Genomic DNA, 17,918 nt, shown 5'->3' with positions numbered 1-17,918 from the left:
AGCATTCCCAGGTGTATCGCGCACTACGTTGAGTCACAAGCACCCAGCCGGGTAAGGTCTGCACTTTCCGTACCGCGGGTACCGAATATTCACACTGGTTTCCGCAGAGCACAACGCTTTCGGGCTTAACCGGATGGGGTCAGTTCAGGTACCGGGCGCAGGCGCGGTATGTCAGCGGGGACTTCCGGTCCGCACACTGGGGGTAATCGGCGGAGCAGGTCCTGATCGCGGATCCAGGACTGGACGAGGTCACCGGTTCGTACTTCCATGGAACACGCGCGTGTCGTGCGCTCGAGCAGGCCTAAAGCTGACGGAGGGCTGGTGCCATGACCGAACGCAAGATCGTCGTCGGAGTGGACGGTTCGGACCCGTCGAAGTGCGCGCTGCGGTGGGCGGTGAAGCAGGCAGCGCTGCTCGACGGGTCCGTGCACGCCGTCGGGGCCTGGGAGTTCCCGGCGTTCTACAGCTGGGAGGGCGGCCCGATGCCGCCGGACGACTTCGAGGACGCGGCGCGCAAGGCCCTCGACGACGCCGTCGACCAGATCCAGGACGAGGACCTCCCGAAGGTGCCGATCGAGCGCACGCTCACCCACGGGCACGCCGCCCAAGCGCTGCTGGACGCCGCCGACGGTGCCGAGCTGCTGGTGGTCGGCAGCCGAGGGCACGGCAGCTTCTACGGCGCCCTGCTCGGCTCAGTCAGTCAACGCTGCGCCGTGCACGCCAAGTGCCCGGTGGTCATCGTCCGCTACTGAACTGCAGCGGTTCGGAGCAGAGTGCTTGTCTTAACCCTGTTCTTGGTCTTTGTCTTTGAATCGCCGGAGGCGTTTAGCTCACTCCCGGCGCTGGCACCGCCGCGGGTTCTCAGCGTTCGCCTGACGAGGACAGCCCGCACGCCGTGTATTCGGACATACATAAGTCCGGGATCCCGCAGCTCAGGCGGACGCTGAGGTTCCACTACCCGCACCGCCGCGCAAAACGAGTTCGTCAGACAGGCCTTGATCAGTCGCGTTCTGCGTGGCCGAGGTGTTCGGAGAGGGTGGCCGCGCCCTCTCGGATCAGGTCGCGCAGGGCGGCTTCGGTTTCCTCGTTCCAGCGCAGAATCGGGACCGCGATGCTGATGGCGGCCACGACCTCACCGGTGTGGTCGCGCACGGGTGCGGCCACGCACGCCGCCGCTTCGTTGGATTCGCAGTACTCGCGCGCCACCCCGTCCTCGGCGATCTGGTCGAGCTCGGCGCGCAGTGCCTTGCGGGTGGTGATGCTGTGCTCGGTCATCGCATTGAGGCGGCGGTTGCCGTAGAGCTCGTCGACCTCGGCTCGCGACAGCGGCGCCAGCAGCGCCTTGCCGACCGCGGTGCAGTGCGCGGGCAGTCGCCGGCCCACCGCCGAGACCATGCGGACCGGGTGGCTGCTGTCGACCTTGGCCACGTAGAGTACCTCGGTGCCCTCGCGGACGCCGACGTGCACCGTCTCCTGGCAGCGTTCGGCGATTTCCTCCGCGACCAGCTGCCCCTCCCTGGCCAGGTCGAGGCGTTCGGCGTAGGCCGAGCCGAGCTGGAATCCGCGCACCCCCAGCCGGAACTTGTTGCTGCCGCGCCCCGCGGGCATCAAGTAGCCGCGTTCGCTGAGCGTGCCGACCAGCTCGTGCACCGTGGTGCGCGGCAGGCCGAGCTGCGCGGTGATCTCCGGCGCGCTGAGCTCGTGGGCGTCCAGGAACAACTCCAGTACGTCGAATGCCCGCTCCACCGCTGGTACCGCTCGTGCCACCGCTGGTGCTCCTCCCCGCCGACGATCTCCGGCGCGTGACCGATATTTCGAACATCGTATCCGATACCGGCCGCCGAGCGGGTGTCCTGCTTGACCATGCATCCCGCCAGTTCATACGATTTTCCGAACGTAGTTTGGAATCTCGAACGGAGCGGATGCGTGCGCCAGACCCGAGAGTTCCTGCGTTCCCAGGGCTTGCCCGGCGAGGACGCCCCTGTCACCAGCACAAAACGGTTTCCGGACGGTGCGCAGTACCGGGTGGAGATCCCGAGCACGGAAGGTCCCGAAGTCCTCGACGCCGTGCTCGCTGAGGCCGAGGCGCGCCAGGTCGCGGTGCACCGCATCTCGCAAGGCAGCGGCGGAATGCTGCTCACCGACGCGGAACTGCGCGCCATGGCCGATACCGCTGCCGCGCGTTCGATCGAGCTGAGCCTGTTCGCCCGGCCGGTCGCCGGGTGGGACACCAGCCCGATGGCCACCGCCTCAGGCGGCGGGTCAGTAGCGGCGCAAGCGCGCGGCACCGAACAGCTCGTGCACGCGCTCGAAGACATCAAACGGACTGCCGAGGCGGGCATCCGCAGCGTCCTGATCACCGATCTCGGCGTGCTCAAGACCGCGTCCGCGATGCGCGCGGCCGGCGATCTGCCGCCTGACCTGCAGTTCAAGATCAGCGTCCAAATGGGACTGGCGAACCCGGCTTCGGTGCGCATCGCCGAGGATCTGGGCGCTGACACCTACAACGTGCCCACCGATCTGAGCATCGGACAGCTAGCCGCGATCCGCGCCGCCACCGACCTGCCGCTGGACGTCTACGTCGAAGCGCCCGACGATATGGGCGGTTTCGTCCGGCACTTCGAGATCGCCGAGATCGTGCGCGTCGCGGCACCGGTGCACGTCAAGTTCGGCCTGCGCAACGCCCCGAACATCTACCCCAGCGGAACGCACCTGACCCCCACCGCGGTGGCACTGGGACGGGAGCGGGTGCGCCGCGCCCAGATCGGACTGGACCTGCTGCGCCGCTACGCGCCAGACGCCCGGACCTCGAAGCTCGCGGCGGACGGTCTCGCCGTCCCGCAGCATCGATCCACTGTGGACGACCGGGTTGGACGTTGACGCTTGCCCGCGCGGCGGCCAGAGTATGCCTGGACCGGCACCGGAGAAGGAGTCGCGATGGCAGCGCCCACCCAAGTCCCGGACGTGTTCGACCCGCGCAAGTACGCCGCAGGCGTGCCGCACGAGGACTTCGCGTGGCTGCGCGAGCACGCCCCGGTGAGCTGGCAGCAGGAGCGCGAGGTCGGCGACTGGCCTGCGGGCCCCGGTTTCTGGGCGGTGACCCGGCATTCCGATGTCGTCTCGGTGTTGAAGTCCGCTGACCTCTACTCGTCCTGGTTGGGCGCCACCCAGATCCGCGATCCCGCGCCGGAGGACCTGCCGTTCATCCGGCGCATGATGCTCAACCTCGACCCGCCGGAGCACGGGCGGCTGCGGCGGCTGGTCAGCCGGGCGTTCACGCCGCGGCGCGTCGGCCGGTTCCGCGATGCCGTGGCCGAGCGGGCGCGACTGCTGGTCGACGAGGTGATCGAGCGCGGCGGCTGCGATCTGCCGGTCGAGGTGACCGATGACTACCCGCTGCGCAACCTCGCGGACCTGCTCGGCGTGCCGGAGACCGATCGCGGGATGCTGCTGGAGTGGACCAACAGGGTGATCGGCTACCAGGATCCCGAGCACTCCGAGGTCGCCCTGGACACCGATGGAAAACCGGTGAACCCACGTGCCCCGGCCATGCTGGCGGACATGTTCGCCTTCGCCCAGGACCTCGCGGCGTTCAAGCGCCGCAATCCGGCGGACGACGTGATGACCGCGCTGGCCAACGCCGAGCTCGACGGGCGCGGACTGGCCGACGCCGAGCTGGAGATGTTCTTCTTCCTGCTGTCCGTGGCGGGCAACGACACGGTGCGCAGCGCCCTGCCGGGTGGTGTGCTCGCCTTCGCCCAGCATCCCGACCAGCACCGACTGCTGCTGACGGAACCGGAGCTGCTCGACTCCGCGATCGAGGAGACGCTGCGCTTCCACCCGCCGGTGCTCAGCTTCCGCCGCACCGCCATCACCGACACCGAGCTCGGCGGGCAGCAGATCCGGGCCGGGGACAAGGTCGTGGTGTTCCACTGCTCGGCGCACTTCGACGAGGAGCGGTTCCCCGAACCGCACCGCTTCGACATCCGCCGCTCCCCCAACGACCACGTCGCCTTCGGCGATGGCCCGCACGTCTGCCTGGGCGCGCACTTCGCGCGGTTGCAGCTGCGCGCCTTCTACCGCGAGGCGCTGTGGCGGATGCGCGACCTGCAGGTGACCGGGCCGGTGCAGCACCTGGTGTCGAACTTCATCAACGGCATCAAGCACCTGCCGATGTCCTTCACCCTCGGTCCGCGCTGAGCCCACCCCGATCTCGGCCTATGGTCAGCTGATGAGCAATGCCGCAGCGCTGCGATCGCGGTCGGGTCGCTGGATCCTCCTCGCCACGATCCTGGGCTCCGGCGTGGCGTTCCTGGACGGTTCGGTCGTCAACGTCGCACTGCCGGCGATCGGCCGCGAGGTCGGCGGCGGTCTCAGCGTCCTGCAGTGGGTGCTCGACGCCTACCTGCTCACCCTCAGCGCGTTGCTGCTGCTCGGCGGAGCGCTCGGCGACCGCTACGGCCGCCGACGCGTGTACGTGATCGGGCTGGTGCTGTTCACCATCGCGTCGTTGGGATGCGGGTTCGCGCCGACCGGCGAAGCGCTCGTCGTGGCGCGGCTGTTGCAGGGCGTCGGCGGGGCGCTGCTGGTGCCCGGCAGCCTGGCGCTGATCAACTCGACGATCCGGCAGCAGGACCGCGGTGAGGCCGTGGGCCGGTGGGCGGGCCTGACCGGCGTGGCCTCGGCGATCGGACCGTTCGTCGGTGGCTGGCTGGTGGACGCGGTGTCCTGGCGCGCGGTGTTCTTCATCAACGTGCCGATCGCCGCGGCTGCGCTGCTGGCGCTCCGACACGTCCCGGAGACCCGCAACCCGCAGGCAGCGGGCCGGCTGGACGTCTTCGGCGCTCTCGCGGTGACCGTCGGGCTGGCCGGGACGGTGTTCGCACTGATCGAGATCCCGACGGTGGGCTGGACACCGCTGACCATCACGGCGGCCGTCGCCGGAGCAACGGGTTTGGTGTCCTTCCCACTGATCGAGCTGCACCACCCCAGCCCGCTGCTGCCGCTGTCGCTGTTCCGCTCCGCGCAGTTCACCGGAGCCAACCTCACGACGCTGACCGTGTACGCGGCGCTGAGCGGGGCGTTGTTCCTGCTGTCGCTGCAGTTGCAGCAGTCCATGGGCTACAGCGCGCTCCAGGCGGGTATCGCGACATTGCCGATCACGATCATCATGCTGCTGCTCTCCGGCCGGGTGGGAGCAGTCGCGCAGCGCACCGGCCCACGGCTGCCGATGACGTTCGGCCCGCTCATCTGCGCGACCGGTCTCACGTTGCTGACCTGGGCAGTCCCCGGCAGCACCTACGCGTCCGGGGTACTGCCCGGAGTGCTGGTGTTCGGTCTCGGCCTGTCGATCACCGTGGCACCGCTGACCTCGGCTGTGCTCGCCTCGGTGAGCGAGTACAACGCCGGAGTCGCCTCCGGGGTGAACAACGCGGTGTCCCGCCTGGCCGGCCTGCTCGCGGTAGCGGTGCTGCCCGTGGTCGCGGGCCTGTCGCACACCGCGGCCGGTGCCCCGCTCGGTCCCGGCTTCGGCCGAGCCCTCCTGATCTCAGCGATCCTGTGCGCGGCCGGCGGAGTCCTGTCCTGGCTCACCATCGGCCGCTCGGAACGCGTGGACACCTACCCCCTGCCGGGCCTCAACCACGCCTGCCAGGACCCCTGCACCTGCCACCAGACCCGGTGACGGGCTGCCGATCATCCGGAGGCCCGCTTCGCCCGGACGTCTTCGGCGGTCAGGGGCTTACCCCCGATCGCCCACCCGCCGCTGGGCGTCTCGGTGATCACCACGTGCGTCGCCGGTCGCAGTGCTTCGCCTTCGACGGCGATGACGGCTTCGGAGACGTTCTCCACCAGCCGCCGCTTCTCCTCGTCGGTGTACACACCTGCGATCACCTTGATGTCGATGAACGGCATAGGACAGCTCCTCTGCGCCCCGATCACCCTGGCGGGTGCTCACCTGCTGATTCGGACTCCGGTCATGCGGTTGGAGTGGTCAGTCGCTGCATGCGGAGGAGCCAGAGTTCCAATTCGGCGAGCTGGCCGTCGAGGCTCTCGCTGCCGTACATGTCCGGGCTCGCGCGCAGGGTCATCAGCTCGTCCCAGCGCCGCTCCATCTGGTCCACCATTTCTCGCACGGTCACTTGCGGCCCCTCTTCCTCTCCCCGAATGAGCAACCGTGCACGACGCTACGGCCAGAGCGTGCACGCTGGGTAAGGCCAAAAGTCACGGTTTCACCCGATCCGCCCGCAGCGGAGCACCCCACGGCAGCGGATTGCTGTGGTGTGATCAAGCCATGCGAAAAGGGCGTCGAGGGCACCCGTGCGAACCCGACACCAGCCAGATCGGCTTGTGGACCTGCGAGGTGTGCGGGCAGCAGTGGGAGATCCACGGAGTCGCCGACAACCCGCGGATCCGCAAGGTCAGCCGAGTCGGCTGGTTCTTCGCCAAACTGCTCGGCTGAGCCCTCTCCAGCGCTTCCGGTGAAGGCTGCGCATCGACTACCGTCGTGCCTGGACATCAGCTCTGGAATCCACTGTGGAGAGTTCGGTGAGCATGCTCGCGACGTTGCCCGTCGGACCCGTCACCTACCAACTTCGCCGGGCGACCGAGGACGACCTCGCCGCTGTCATCGAGCTGCTGGCCGCTGATCAGCTCGGGGCCACCCGCGAGTCCGCCGACGATCTCGCGCCCTACCAGACAGCTTTCGCCGCCATCGACGCCGATCCAGCGCAACTGCTGCTGGTGGTGACCACCGGTGACGAGGTCGTGGGCACCATGCAGCTGACGTTCATCCCCGGCCTGGCCCGGCGCGGTGCGCTGCGCGCTCAGATCGAAGCAGTGCGCGTTCACGAGCAGCACCGCAGCCACGGCCTCGGCGGCGAGATGTTCAAGTGGGCCATCGACGAAGCGCGTCGTCGCGGCTGCGCCTTGGTGCAGTTGACCACCGACAAGCAGCGGGCTGCTGCGCACCGCTTCTACCAGCGGCTCGGCTTCACCGCGTCCCACGAGGGCTTCAAAATGGCCCTGTGACCACCGGCTACGCTGGTGTCGCGATGCGACGCAAGCTCACTTCGCCGCTGCCGCAGCGGCACGGCGTGGACCCGGTCCGGATGCGGCTGCCCCTCGACGGGCAGTGGCGCACCGTTCGGGACCACCTCGTCGACCGGATCCCGAAGCTCCCGCCCGAACGCATCGAGGCGATGCTGCGGGAGGGCCTGATCGTCGGCGTCGACGGCCCGCTCGGCTTGGACACCCCGTTCACCCCGGGCGCGTTCATCTGGTTCCACCGCGACCTGCCGGTGGAGACACCCGTGCCGTTCGCGATCGACGTTCTGCACCGCGACGAACACCTGCTGGTGGTGGACAAGCCGCACTTCCTGGCCACCACCCCGCGCGGCGGGCACGTCCTGGAGACCGCGCTGGTCCGGTTGCGCCGCGAGCTCGACCTCCCGCAGCTCAGCCCGGCGCACCGCTTGGATCGACTGACCGCGGGGTTGGTCATGTTCGTGATCACCCCGCAGCATCGCGGCGCGTATCAGACGTTGTTCCACGACCGTTTGGTGCACAAGGAATACGAGGCCGTCGCCGGTTTCACCCCGGACCTGGAGTTTCCCCGCACGGTGCGCAGCCGGATCCACAAGCAGCGCGGTGTGCTGGCCGCTGAAGAAGTGCCGGGCGAGCCGAACAGCGAGACCCGCGTGGAGCTCGTCGAACAGCGCGGCGACCTCGGCCGCTACCGACTGCTCCCCCGCACCGGGCGCACCCACCAGCTGCGGGTGCACTTGAACAGCCTGGGTGTCCCGATCGTCGGCGACGAACTCTACCCGGTGGTGCGGGAGCGCGCCGCCGACGACTTCAGCCAGCCGCTGCAGCTACTGGCCAAGGTCCTGGAACTCACCGACCCGATCACCGGCGAGCAGCGACGCTTCGAATCCCGCCGGACGCTGAGCGGCTGGACCTGAGAACCTGTCTGACGAGCTCGTTTTGCGTGGCGGTGCGGGTAGCGGAACCTCAGACGTTCCCTGGACTGCGGGTGCCCAGACTTATGTATGGCCAGCCGCCGGGGTCAGTACCGTTCCGCTGGTGCGGCCGGTGGGGTTGCCGTCGAGCAGTACTGGCACGCCATTGACCAGGACCGTTGAGCAGCCCGTCGCCAACTGCCACGGTTGTTCGAAGGTCGAGTTGTCGATGATCGTGGCGGGGTCGAACACGGCGACATCGGCGGCTTTGCCCTCGGCCAGCACGCCGCGGTCGGTCAGTCTGATCCTGGCCGCGGGCAGTGCGGTCATCTTGCGCACCGCGTCCTCGAGGGACACGACGCCGCGTTCCCGCACGTAACGGCCGAGGACTCGGGCAAAGGTGCCAAAGCTGCGCGGGTGCGGTCGGCCTTCGCCCTGCTCGGTCATGATCCAGCCGTCGCTGGCCACCGACACCCACGGGTGCTGGAGCACGGCGTCGACGTCGGCTTCGCTCATCGCGTGGTTCACGATCGTCACGTTCGCCGAGTGCTCGTCCAGCACGCGCAGCGCCGCTTCTGCCGGGTCGACGCCATCGCGGCGGCCGATCTCGGCGACCGACAGCCCGATGTCCGCGCTTTCAGCACCGATCGGCAGATCGGCGATGACCAGGCCTTCCGGGTCGATGTCCCGGCCGAACCTGGCGCGCAGCTCGGCGGCGATCCGCTCACGGGTGGCGGGGTCCGCCAGGCGCTTCAGGAGTGCGTCCTTGCCGCCGTCAACAGCCCACGGGCTCAGGCGCGAGACCAGCGACGTGCTGGATGCGGTGTAGGGGTAGACGTCGGCGGTGACGTCCACGCCGCGTTCGCGGGCGGTGTCGATGAGTGCGAGGGCTTCCACGACCTTGCCGTGGTTCTCCGGGCCCATCGCCTTGAGGTGCGAGATCTCCAAGCGGGCGCCAGCGAGTTCGGCGGCTTCGATCGCCTCGCGCACCGCGTCGAGCATCGTCGCCGCTTCATTGCGCATGTGCGTGGAGTACAGCAGTCCGGCCGATGCAGCTGCGGCCACCAGCGCACGCACTTCCGCGGCGTCGGCGAACACGCCCGGGGCGTAGATCAGTCCGGTGGAGAAGCCGACAACTCCTTGCTGTGCGGCGGTTTTCACCAGCTCGCACATCCGGTCCAGCTCGGCTGCGGTCGGCGCTCGGTCGGCGTCGCCGAGCACCGCCAGGCGCACCGCGTTGTGGCCGACCTGCAGCGCGACGTTGACCGCCGCTCCCCCGACCGCGTCTTGGAATCCCGCCGCATCGCGCCACTTCCAGCTCATCGCCCGGTCGTCGATGATGCTGGCGCGGCGGATCAGGTCCAGGTCGGTGAACGGGAACGGGGAATGCCCGCAGTTGCCGGTCACCAGCGTCGTCACGCCCTGATGGATCTGGGTGACGGCCGCCGGATCGCCTTCCAGGGTGTAGTCGGCGTGGGAGTGCAGGTCGATGAAGCCAGGGGCGACGATCTGCCCGGTGGCGTCGATTTCCCGCCGCCCGGAGAGCTTTTCGGTGCTGAACTCGGCGATCCGGTCGCCTGCAATGCCGACGTTGCAGCGTCGTCGCGGCGCGCCGGTCCCGTCGACCACCTCGCCGCCGTTGATCACGATGTCGAACACGGGCACTTCCTCGGACTCGGCGGGGCCGTGCGACGTCGCAACGCCGCACGGCCCCGACTTCAGCTGGTTTCGAAGAAAAGGATCACCGCGTACATCAGGCAGCACGGCACCAGGAGTGCGAAGCCGGTCAGCAAGATGTTCTTCAAGTTGGTCGAGCGGGCCAAGCTCATCGCGCTGACCATGTTGGCGTTGGGGAACGGACCGTAGGTGTCGGCCTTGGACGCGAACAGCAGCACCACGACCCAGGCACCCGAGCTGATCCCGAGGCTCATCGCGAGGCCACCAAACACCTTGTTCAGCAGCACCACCTGCGCAGCAGTCGCACCCGGCACCCCGACCCAACCGAGCCCGGCGATGAGCAGCGCGAACACGAACGGCGACAGGCCCTGCATGCTGGTGCCGTAGGTGTCGAGGATGACCTGGAACGGCTGCAGCTCGTCGATCTCGGCGAACAGCACCGCCAACAGCCAGAACAGCAGGAACACGTTCACCAACCGCGCCGCGCCCCGGTACATCTGGACCGCGATCTCGGTCGGGCTCAGCCCGCCGACCAGACCGGCGACGATCCCGAGCACCGGCAGAGCCAGCAGCGGGAACGTGGTGCCGGCTCCGGAGACGATCGCGTAGGCGACGCTGGCGACCAGGACGATGGCGAACGCCGCGGTCGCCCGCCCGCTGCCGCGCACCGGCTCCTCGTCGACGGCGCCGAGGTCTTCGGCGTTGTAGTCGTCCCCGGTTCCTTCGGTCCGCCGCTGCATCCACGGCACGATCATCAGGCCCGCGATCAGCGACAACACCGCCAGCGGCCCGGCGCCGTAGAGCAGGTACTGCAGGTAGCCGACCTCGGCAGCGCTCATGATCGCGACGTTGGAACCGGCGAAAGGTGCCAACGCCAGGCCAGCGCAGCCGCCGGTGAACATCATCGCCGCCGTCGCCGAGCGGGTGAAGCCGAGCCGGGCGACGATCGGCAGCAGCAGCGGTGCGGCGATCGCCAGCGCACCGGCCAGGGTGCCCAGGCTGGCGACCAGCACCAGGCAGGAGATCATCACGCCCAGCGTGGCTGCGGAGCGGTTGCGCTCTCCGACCACGCGCATCACGCCGCGCACGATGGTCGCCGCGATGCCGGTGCTGCGCAGGATCTCGCCGACCCCGGCGCCGAGCATGATGACCAGGCCGATGATGGTGACCTGGTCACCGAGCGATTCGCCAAGCATCTCCCCGATCGCGGCCGGGGTGGGCATCATGATCAGCAGTGCGGAGACCACCGCGACGACGGTGGCCACCATGATGTCCATGCCGAGCAGCGCGAGCGCTGCGTAGAGCACGATCGGCACGAGTCCCCACAGCGTGGGGACCTCGACGAACGGGCCGAGGGCCGCGGACAGGACCAGGCCGGCTACGGCGGTAATCGTGATGATCGATCTTCGGGCCTTCAAAGGCCCGGTCGGGGTGTCCGCTCTCGGCGGCGCACCCGCACTGTCCACATTGCTCATGAGGACTGCTTTCTGTGGGTCTGGTGGCTGTGCTGGGCGATGAAGTCCTCGTCGACCTCGACACCGAGCCCCGGGGTGGTGGGCACGGCAACGACCCCCTCGTGCGCAACCAGCGGTGGGTTCACCACATCGCGGGCGTAGTACTTCTCCGATGCCGAGACATCGGAGGGCAAGCTGAATCCGGGCAGGCTGGACAGCGCCACGTTGGCGATGCGGCCGACGCCGAACTCGTGCATCCCGCCGCACCACACCGGCCAGCCCGCGTCGCGGGCCAGGTCGTGCGCGGCGACGGCGGTGGTCAGCCCGCCCATGCGGGAAGCCTTGATGTTGAGGATCCGCGCCGCCTTCAGCGCGATCGCGGTGCGCAGATCGTCCAGGGTGTCCACGGATTCGTCCAGGCAGACCGGGGTTTCGAGGGACGCCTGCAGCTCAGCGGAGGGCAGCAGCGCGCGCGGCGCGAACGGCTGCTCGATCATGGCCAGCTCGAAGTGGTCCAGTTCGCGCAGCACGGAGCGGTGCTCGGCGATGTCCAGGTAGGCGCCGTTGGCGTCGACGTGCAGGTTCAGCTTCGGGAAGGCGGCCCGGACCTGCTTGACCGGCTCGACGTCCCAGCCCGGGGCGATCTTCAGCTTCACCCGCGGGTAGCCGGCATCGACCTGGCGCTGCACCTGTACCAGCAGTTCGTCGATGGTGGGCTCGATGCCCAGCGACACCCCGGCCACCACGGTTTCCCGCTCGCCGCCGAGCGCTTGGGCCAGCGGAACGCCCTGCTGCGTGGTCCACAGCGCCCAGCCGGCGGCGTCGATCCCGGCGGCGGCGAAGCGGTGCCCGCGCACCTTGCCGTAGAGCTCGCCGAGCTGGCTCGGGTGCTCGACCTCGCGGCCGAGGATGGCCGGCAGCAGGTATCCGGTGGCGATCGACCAGCTCGTCTCGACCGTGTCCGACGCGTAGTACGGGTCGCTCGGCGAGGCGATCTCGCCCCAGCCCACGGCTCCGGACTCGTCGACCAGCTGCACCAGGATGTGCTCGAGGTGGTTCTTGCGGTGCGAGCTGGTCTGGAAGCTGTGCTTCAGCGGCAGGCGGACGCGGTGCAGCGTAGCGCTGGCGATCTTCATCATGTCTCCGATCAGAGGTTTTCTGCTTCGTCCGCGTAAATCCCCAGAGCGCGGGAGAAGCGGTCCCGCTCGCCGAGGCGGCGTTGTGCCCCCTTGGCGCTAGCGGTGGTCAGGGTGGCCAGCACGTGCGCGACGGCGGCGACGGCGGTCGGCGAGTCCGAATAGGACGCGCTCTCGGTCTGCACGACGATGACCGCGTCCGCGACCGCAGCCAGTGGGGCGTCTTCGGAGTCGGTCACCACGACCAGCGTGCCGCCGGAGGCGGTGAACTGGCGGGCGACCTCGATGCTCTCGCGGCGGTAGCGGCGCAGCGAGAAGACGATCAGCACGTCGCTGGAGCGCACTTCGGTCAGCACGTCGACGGCCTGCACGATGCGGCCGTCGATGGTGGTCACGTTCGACAGCGACGCGCCTAGGTCGGCGGCCAGCAGGCACGCGTAGGCGAAAGATTTGCCGGAGCCGAGGATGAACCGGCGACGCGCCCCCACCACCAGCGCGGCGGCTCGCTCGACCGAACCGTCGCCGGCGATCGATTCCATCGCCGCGTCCAGCGACCGGATCTCCTGCTCGACGACCCGCTGCTGCAGGACGGCCGCCGAGCTGCGCTGCACGCGCGCTTCGTAGCGCTGGCGCGGGCTGCTGAGGTCGCGGTTTACGTCATGGGCGGTCATGGTCACCTCCGATGATCGGAACACGGGTGAACCAGTAAACCGAGGTCTCCGCCGAGACCTTCTGGCAGGAGCGGGCGGCGAGGCCGGAGGCGAGGAACTCGTGGAATCCGGCGCGCACGGCGGACCTCACCTCGGCCGCCTGGGCTGGTTCGAGCAGCGCCGGGTCCGAAGGCACCACGAGCCGGCCGTGGTCGCCGAAGTCCTGCTTGGTTCCCCAATCCGCGCTCGTGAAGTGCGGTGTTGGCTCAGCTGGCGCGAAAGGTTCGGGAGTCTGCTCCAGGTCCCATTCGACGACGACCCGGTCCGACTGCTCGTGCAAGTAGAAGTCGTCGACGTACCAGCGGCCGACCGCACCCAGCACGTCGAGGTTGAAGTGCGCGTTGCGGGAGATCAGCGGGTCGTAGCTCCAGCGCATGAAGCGCATCCCGGTGTCGCGGGCGACCTCGGCCTGCGCCTGCTTCAGCTTCCGGCCCAGCCCGATGCCCTGGCTCTCCGGCGCGACGACCGCGGCCTGCGAGTAGTGGTACATCCGCGTGCCGTCACCGCCGCGCATGCCGTAGGCGAAGCCGAGCAGCGCACCGTCCTCCCCCACCGCTCCGACGACCGAACCGCCGTTGCGCAGCAGCGCTGTCAGCAGCGGCGGGCTCAGCCCGACGTCGGAATCGCGGTAGCCGAACACGCGCCGGTACAGCGCGGCAGCCTGCCGCTGCAGCTCGGCGGTGTTCAGGTTCTGGACGACGAAACCGGCCGCCCGGACCTCCGATGTAGGTCCGCGTCCCACGGCCCCTCCTCACGCACTGCATCGGAACAATCGCCCTATGCAGTCATCTTACGAAACGTAACTTGCAACAAGATGCGTTTCGAAACACCGTTTGTCAATGGTCTTGCCTGAAGCACTTCGAAAAGATACGTTTCATATCTGTGAGTCTGATCGAAAGCGAAGCTGTCGACGCGGCGCGGATGCGCGACCGGCTGCACCGCTACGTCCACCTGGAAACGCCGAGCGGGGACGCCGACGCGCTCAACGCCCTGCTCGATCTGCTGCAGCGGCGCTACGACGAACTCGGCGCCCGCACCGGACTGCACGCCAGCGCCACCGGCGCCAACCTGGTCGCGCACTTCCCCGGCACCGGCGACAAACACCGCGAGCGACCGGTCCTGTGCCTCGGCCACCACGACACGGTGTGGCCCACCGGCACGCTCGACGGCTCCGTGCCGTGGCTGGAGCGGGACGGCCGGATCCACGGGCCGGGCGTGTACGACATGAAGGGCGGGCTCGTCGTCTTCGAAACCGCCGTGGAACTCCTCGCCCAGCACGGGATCGCGCACCCGCCGGTCACGATGATCCTGGTCGCGGACGAGGAAGTCGGCTCGCCCTCGGCGCGGGAACTCGTCGCCGAGCACTGCCGCGACGCGATCGCCGCGCTGGGCTTCGAGCCCCCGCACCCCGACGGCGCGGTGAAGACCGCCCGCTGGGGCAGCACCCGCGCTCGCATCCACGTGACCGGCCGGGAATCGCACGCCGCGCTGGCCCCCGAGGACGGCGCGTCAGCCATCGAGGAACTGATCGACCAGCTCCTCGTCGTGCGGCAGATCGCCGCCGATCATCCGGACATGCTGTGCAACGTCGGCACGATCGCCGGCGGTGGCCGGACCAACGTGGTGCCCGGCGAGGCGTCGTGCGAGATCGGCATGCGCTTCACCGACACCGAGACCGAACGCTCCGTGCTGGCGGCGCTGCAGGACCTGGCGCCGGTCCGCCCCGGAACGACCGTCACCGCGGAGATCCTCACCAGCCGTCCAGTGTGGACGGAACCGGAAACCGGGGAACTGACCGACGCGCTGGCCCGCGCTGGGCAAGCCGTCGGTCAGGAAGTCTCGGGACGCCCGGCGGCCGGAGCGGCCGACACCAACCTGACCGGATCCCTGGGTGTGCCGAGCCTCGACGGCCTCGGCCCGGTCGGCCGAGGTGCACACGCCCTGGACGAGCAGATCATCACGGCGACCCTGCCCGAACGAGCAGCCCTGACCGCCTCCCTGCTCGCCCACCTCTGATCCGCGGTTCTGTCGAGCGGGTTGTGCGACGCAACCCGCTCGACGGAACAACTCGCGCATCGCAGCCAGATCAAAGCGCCACGTCCATGCGGGAGCGCTGTGGCTTTGAGAAGTGATTGTCCGTCCGAACCGGACGCGAACGGCAGGAAGAAGTACGTCTCTCCCTGCCTCTTTCAACTTATAGCGCACCAGGGGGCTTGCGGCAAGGCCCGGGTCGTGCCGCAGAATCTCCGTCCGAAGCCAGGACCTGCGAAAATCAGGGACTCGCGGATGCGTGCGCCTGCCGGGCGCGCCAACCGACGGACATGGGGAGAAGCAGTGGTTGATACCGGCAGCAGTACGGCGATGTCCTCCTCACCTGGCCGCTACGTGCTGGGTTTCCAGGAGATCGACCAGAGCCAGATCGCGCTCGTCGGGGGCAAGGGCGCACACCTGGGCGAGCTCTCGCGGATCGAAGGCATTCGCGTGCCTGCTGGCTACTGCGTGACGACGGACGCATTCCGGCGGCTCATGGCAAGCGCACCATCGCTCGAAGATCAGCTCGACCAGCTGTCGCACCTGAGCCCGGACGACCGGGGCGCGATCGCCGCGCTCAGCGCGGAGATCCGCAGCGCTGTCGCGGGGATCCCCATCCCCGACGATCTGGCGGCAGCGATCACTCGCCCACTCTCCAGCCTGGACGAGAAAGGGGCCTACGCCGTCCGATCCAGCGCGACGGCCGAAGACCTGCCAACGGCGTCCTTCGCAGGCCAGCAGGACACGTACTTGAACGTCGTGGGACCTGCGGCGATCCTCGAGCACATCCGGTCGTGCTGGGCCTCGCTCTTCACCGAACGGGCCGTGACCTACCGCCTGCGCAATGGTTTCGACCACCGCAAGGTCCACATGGCCGTGGTCGTGCAGCGGATGGTCTCGCCGGACGCGTCCGGCGTCCTGTTCACGGCCGACCCCGTCACGTCGAACCGGAAGGTCACCAGCGTGGAGGCCAGCTTCGGCCTCGGCGAGGCCCTGGTCTCCGGTCTGGTGAACGCGGACGTCTACGAGGTGCGGGACGGCGAAGTCGCCGACAAGACGGTCGCCGCCAAGCAGTTGGCCATCCTCGCCGTGCCAGGAGGCGGGACGCAGCAGCAGGCGATCGAGCCGGAGTTGCAGCAGCAACCAGCGCTGACCGATGCGCAGGTGGTGCAGCTCGCGCAGCTGGGCAGGCGAATCGAAGCGCACCTCGGCCGTCCCCAGGACATCGAGTGGTGCCTGGTCGACGGTGACTTCCAGATCGTCCAGAGCCGGCCGATCACCACGCTGTTCCCCGTCCCACCGGTCGAGGACCAGGAGAACCACGTGTACCTCTCCGTCGGCCATCAGCAGATGATGACCGACCCGATGAAGCCCCTGGACCTGTCCTTCTGGCAGTTGACCACGCCACGGCCCATGTCCGAGGCTGGTGGGCGGTTGTTCGTCGACGTCACCAAGCGCTTGGCATCACCGGCCACCCGCGCCGGGCTCCTGGAAGCCATGGGGACGTCGGATCCGCTGATGAGGGATGCGCTGCAGACCGTTCTCGACCGCGGCGACTTCGTCCCGGCGCCGTCGGGGGATGCCCCGGACGGGCCGCCCGCTGGTGGCGCGCCGGATCCGATCGAAACCGATCCTGCCATCGTCGACGAGCTGATCGCGCAGAGCCAGGCGTCCCTCGCTGCGCTCAAGCACGACATCCGGGAGAAACGCGGATCGGAGCTGTTCGACTTTATCCTGGAGGACCTCCAGGAGCTCAAGCGCGTCTTGTTCGCCCCGCACAGCCTTCAGGTGATCATGGCTGGGATGGGGGCGACGTGGTGGCTCAACAAGGAGATGCACGTGTGGCTGGGCGAGGAGAACGCAGCCGACGTGCTCACGCAGTCCGCCCCCAACAACGTCACTTCGGAGATGGGGCTCGCGCTCCTGGACGTCGCAGATGCGATCCGCCCGCATCCGGAGGTGGTGGCCTTCCTGAAGGACGTCGAGGACGAAGACTTCCTGGACGAACTGCCCGATCTCGCGGGCGGGCGCGAGGCGCAGGACGCGATCCGCGCCTACCTCGACCAGTACGGCATGCGCTGCGTCGGCGAGATCGACATCACGAGACCGCGCTGGAGCGAGCGCCCCAGCGCCCTCGTGCCCGTGATTCTCGGCAACATCGAGAACTTCGAGCCCGGCGCCAGCCGGCAGCGCTTCGAACAGGGGCGGCAGGAGGTCTGGAAGAAGGAGCAGGAGCTGCTGGAGCGCTTGCAGGCCCTGCCGGGCGGAGAGCGGAAAGCCGAAGAGACCAAGTCGATGATCGACCGCCTGCGAACCTTCGTCGGGTACCGGGAGTATCCGAAGTACGGCATGATCAGCCGCTACTTCGTCTACAAGCAGGCGCTGCTGGAAGAGGCCGAGCGCCTGGTGCAGACCGGAGTGCTTCGCGACGGGGAGGACATCTTCTACCTCCGGTTCCAGGAACTCCACGACGTCGTGCGCACCGGGCAGGTCGACCACCAGCTCATCCGCCAGCGCAAGGAGGCGTTCAGCGGATATCAGGCGCTCACGCCTCCCCGAGTCCTCACATCGGACGGCGAGACCATCACCGGGTCCTACCGACGCGAGGACGTGCCAGCCGATGCACTTGTCGGCCTGCCGGTTTCCAGCGGGATCGTCGAGGGGCGCGCCCGCGTCGTCCTGGACATGACCGAGGCCGATCTCGAGGCGGGCGACATCCTGGTCACCGCCTACACCGATCCCAGCTGGTCGCCCGTGTTCGTCACGGCCCAAGGCCTGGTGACGGAGGTGGGCGGCCTGATGACCCACGGCGCGGTGATCGCCCGGGAGTACGGCTTGCCAGCCGTCGTCGGGGTGGAGCACGCCACCCGCCTGATCAAGGACGGGCAGCGAATCCGCGTGAACGCAACGATCGGCTACGTCGAAATCCTGTCCGAGACGTGCTGAGCTGAG

At 68.7% G+C, this 17,918-nt stretch carries 17 protein-coding genes; 9 read left to right on the top strand and 8 right to left on the bottom strand.

Annotated elements, in window-relative coordinates:
* Positions 1–326 precede the first annotated feature (326 nt).
* Positions 327–752: a universal stress protein gene (locus tag ACWCO2_RS00540; RefSeq protein WP_450125546.1), complete on the top strand. Its 426-nt coding sequence runs from the start codon at positions 327–329 to the stop codon at positions 750–752.
* Between the two features lie 247 nt (positions 753–999).
* Here ACWCO2_RS00540 and ACWCO2_RS00535 read toward each other — a convergent pair whose 3' ends face one another.
* Positions 1,000–1,767: an IclR family transcriptional regulator gene (locus ACWCO2_RS00535; protein WP_450125545.1), complete on the bottom strand. Its 768-nt coding sequence runs from the start codon at positions 1,765–1,767 to the stop codon at positions 1,000–1,002.
* A 159-nt stretch (positions 1,768–1,926) separates the two neighbouring features.
* Between ACWCO2_RS00535 and ACWCO2_RS00530 the strand changes: the two genes are divergently transcribed.
* The 3 genes from ACWCO2_RS00530 to ACWCO2_RS00520 are packed head-to-tail and all read left to right on the top strand — an operon-like array spanning position 1,927 to position 5,683.
* A complete protein-coding gene (locus tag ACWCO2_RS00530; RefSeq protein WP_450125544.1) occupies positions 1,927–2,880 on the top strand; it encodes a U32 family peptidase in 954 nt (317 codons plus the stop codon).
* Between the two features lie 57 nt (positions 2,881–2,937).
* Positions 2,938–4,200, top strand: a complete 1,263-nt coding sequence (locus ACWCO2_RS00525) for a cytochrome P450 (protein WP_450125543.1) — start codon at positions 2,938–2,940, stop codon at positions 4,198–4,200.
* Between the two features lie 31 nt (positions 4,201–4,231).
* Positions 4,232–5,683 carry an MFS transporter gene (locus ACWCO2_RS00520; RefSeq protein WP_450125542.1) on the top strand — a complete coding sequence of 484 codons (1,452 nt, stop codon included), beginning with the start codon at positions 4,232–4,234 and terminating at the stop codon, positions 5,681–5,683.
* Positions 5,684–5,694: 11 nt separating this feature from the next.
* Here the strand turns inward: ACWCO2_RS00520 and ACWCO2_RS00515 are convergent, their stop codons facing one another.
* Positions 5,695–5,913: a tautomerase family protein gene (locus tag ACWCO2_RS00515; protein ID WP_450125541.1), complete on the bottom strand. Its 219-nt coding sequence runs from the start codon at positions 5,911–5,913 to the stop codon at positions 5,695–5,697.
* 62 nt (positions 5,914–5,975) lie between these two features.
* A complete protein-coding gene (locus ACWCO2_RS00510) occupies positions 5,976–6,140 on the bottom strand; it encodes a hypothetical protein (protein ID WP_450125540.1) in 165 nt (54 codons plus the stop codon).
* Between the two features lie 152 nt (positions 6,141–6,292).
* On the opposite strand from ACWCO2_RS00510, the gene ACWCO2_RS00505 reads away from it, so the two are divergent.
* The 3 genes from ACWCO2_RS00505 (at position 6,293) to ACWCO2_RS00495 (ending at position 7,961) form a co-directional block, all read left to right on the top strand.
* The gene (locus ACWCO2_RS00505; protein ID WP_450125539.1) at positions 6,293–6,460 is read left to right on the top strand and encodes a hypothetical protein; all 168 of its coding nucleotides are present in this window, start codon (positions 6,293–6,295) and stop codon (positions 6,458–6,460) included.
* A 92-nt stretch (positions 6,461–6,552) separates the two neighbouring features.
* Positions 6,553–7,029: an N-acetyltransferase family protein gene (locus ACWCO2_RS00500; RefSeq protein WP_450125773.1), complete on the top strand. Its 477-nt coding sequence runs from the start codon at positions 6,553–6,555 to the stop codon at positions 7,027–7,029.
* Between the two features lie 23 nt (positions 7,030–7,052).
* On the top strand, positions 7,053–7,961 hold the full coding sequence (locus tag ACWCO2_RS00495; RefSeq protein ID WP_450125772.1) for an RluA family pseudouridine synthase: 909 nt from the start codon (positions 7,053–7,055) through the stop codon (positions 7,959–7,961).
* 81 nt (positions 7,962–8,042) lie between these two features.
* Here ACWCO2_RS00495 and ACWCO2_RS00490 read toward each other — a convergent pair whose 3' ends face one another.
* From ACWCO2_RS00490 to ACWCO2_RS00470, 5 genes are read right to left on the bottom strand one after another with little or no spacing between them, the layout of a single operon-like run.
* On the bottom strand, positions 8,043–9,617 hold the full coding sequence (locus tag ACWCO2_RS00490; RefSeq protein ID WP_450125538.1) for an N-acyl-D-amino-acid deacylase family protein: 1,575 nt from the start codon (positions 9,615–9,617) through the stop codon (positions 8,043–8,045).
* A gap of 59 nt (positions 9,618–9,676) precedes the next feature.
* Complete coding sequence (locus ACWCO2_RS00485) at positions 9,677–11,110, bottom strand: Na+/H+ antiporter NhaC family protein (protein ID WP_450125537.1); 1,434 nt, start codon at positions 11,108–11,110, stop codon at positions 9,677–9,679.
* A complete protein-coding gene (menC, locus tag ACWCO2_RS00480) occupies positions 11,107–12,228 on the bottom strand; it encodes an o-succinylbenzoate synthase (RefSeq protein WP_450125536.1) in 1,122 nt (373 codons plus the stop codon). Before menC ends, ACWCO2_RS00485 begins: the two co-directional genes overlap by 4 nt.
* An 8-nt stretch (positions 12,229–12,236) precedes the next feature.
* Positions 12,237–12,896, bottom strand: a complete 660-nt coding sequence (locus ACWCO2_RS00475) for a MurR/RpiR family transcriptional regulator (RefSeq protein WP_450125535.1) — start codon at positions 12,894–12,896, stop codon at positions 12,237–12,239.
* Positions 12,883–13,677: a GNAT family N-acetyltransferase gene (locus tag ACWCO2_RS00470; protein ID WP_450125534.1), complete on the bottom strand. Its 795-nt coding sequence runs from the start codon at positions 13,675–13,677 to the stop codon at positions 12,883–12,885. The genes ACWCO2_RS00475 and ACWCO2_RS00470 overlap by 14 nt, the downstream gene beginning before the upstream one ends.
* A 140-nt stretch (positions 13,678–13,817) precedes the next feature.
* Here ACWCO2_RS00470 and ACWCO2_RS00465 point away from each other — a divergent pair, with 140 nt between their 5' ends.
* Both ACWCO2_RS00465 and rph read left to right on the top strand, forming a co-directional pair.
* Positions 13,818–14,951, top strand: a complete 1,134-nt coding sequence (locus ACWCO2_RS00465) for a M20/M25/M40 family metallo-hydrolase (protein WP_450125533.1) — start codon at positions 13,818–13,820, stop codon at positions 14,949–14,951.
* Between the two features lie 318 nt (positions 14,952–15,269).
* Positions 15,270–17,912 carry a rifamycin-inactivating phosphotransferase gene (gene rph / locus ACWCO2_RS00460; RefSeq protein ID WP_450125532.1) on the top strand — a complete coding sequence of 881 codons (2,643 nt, stop codon included), beginning with the start codon at positions 15,270–15,272 and terminating at the stop codon, positions 17,910–17,912.
* Positions 17,913–17,918 lie beyond the last annotated feature (6 nt).

The sequence above is a fragment of the Saccharopolyspora sp. NPDC002376 genome, assembly GCF_053593195.1.
The sequence above is the reverse complement of the archived record's forward strand: the minus strand, read 5'-3'. Positions and strand labels throughout refer to the sequence as shown.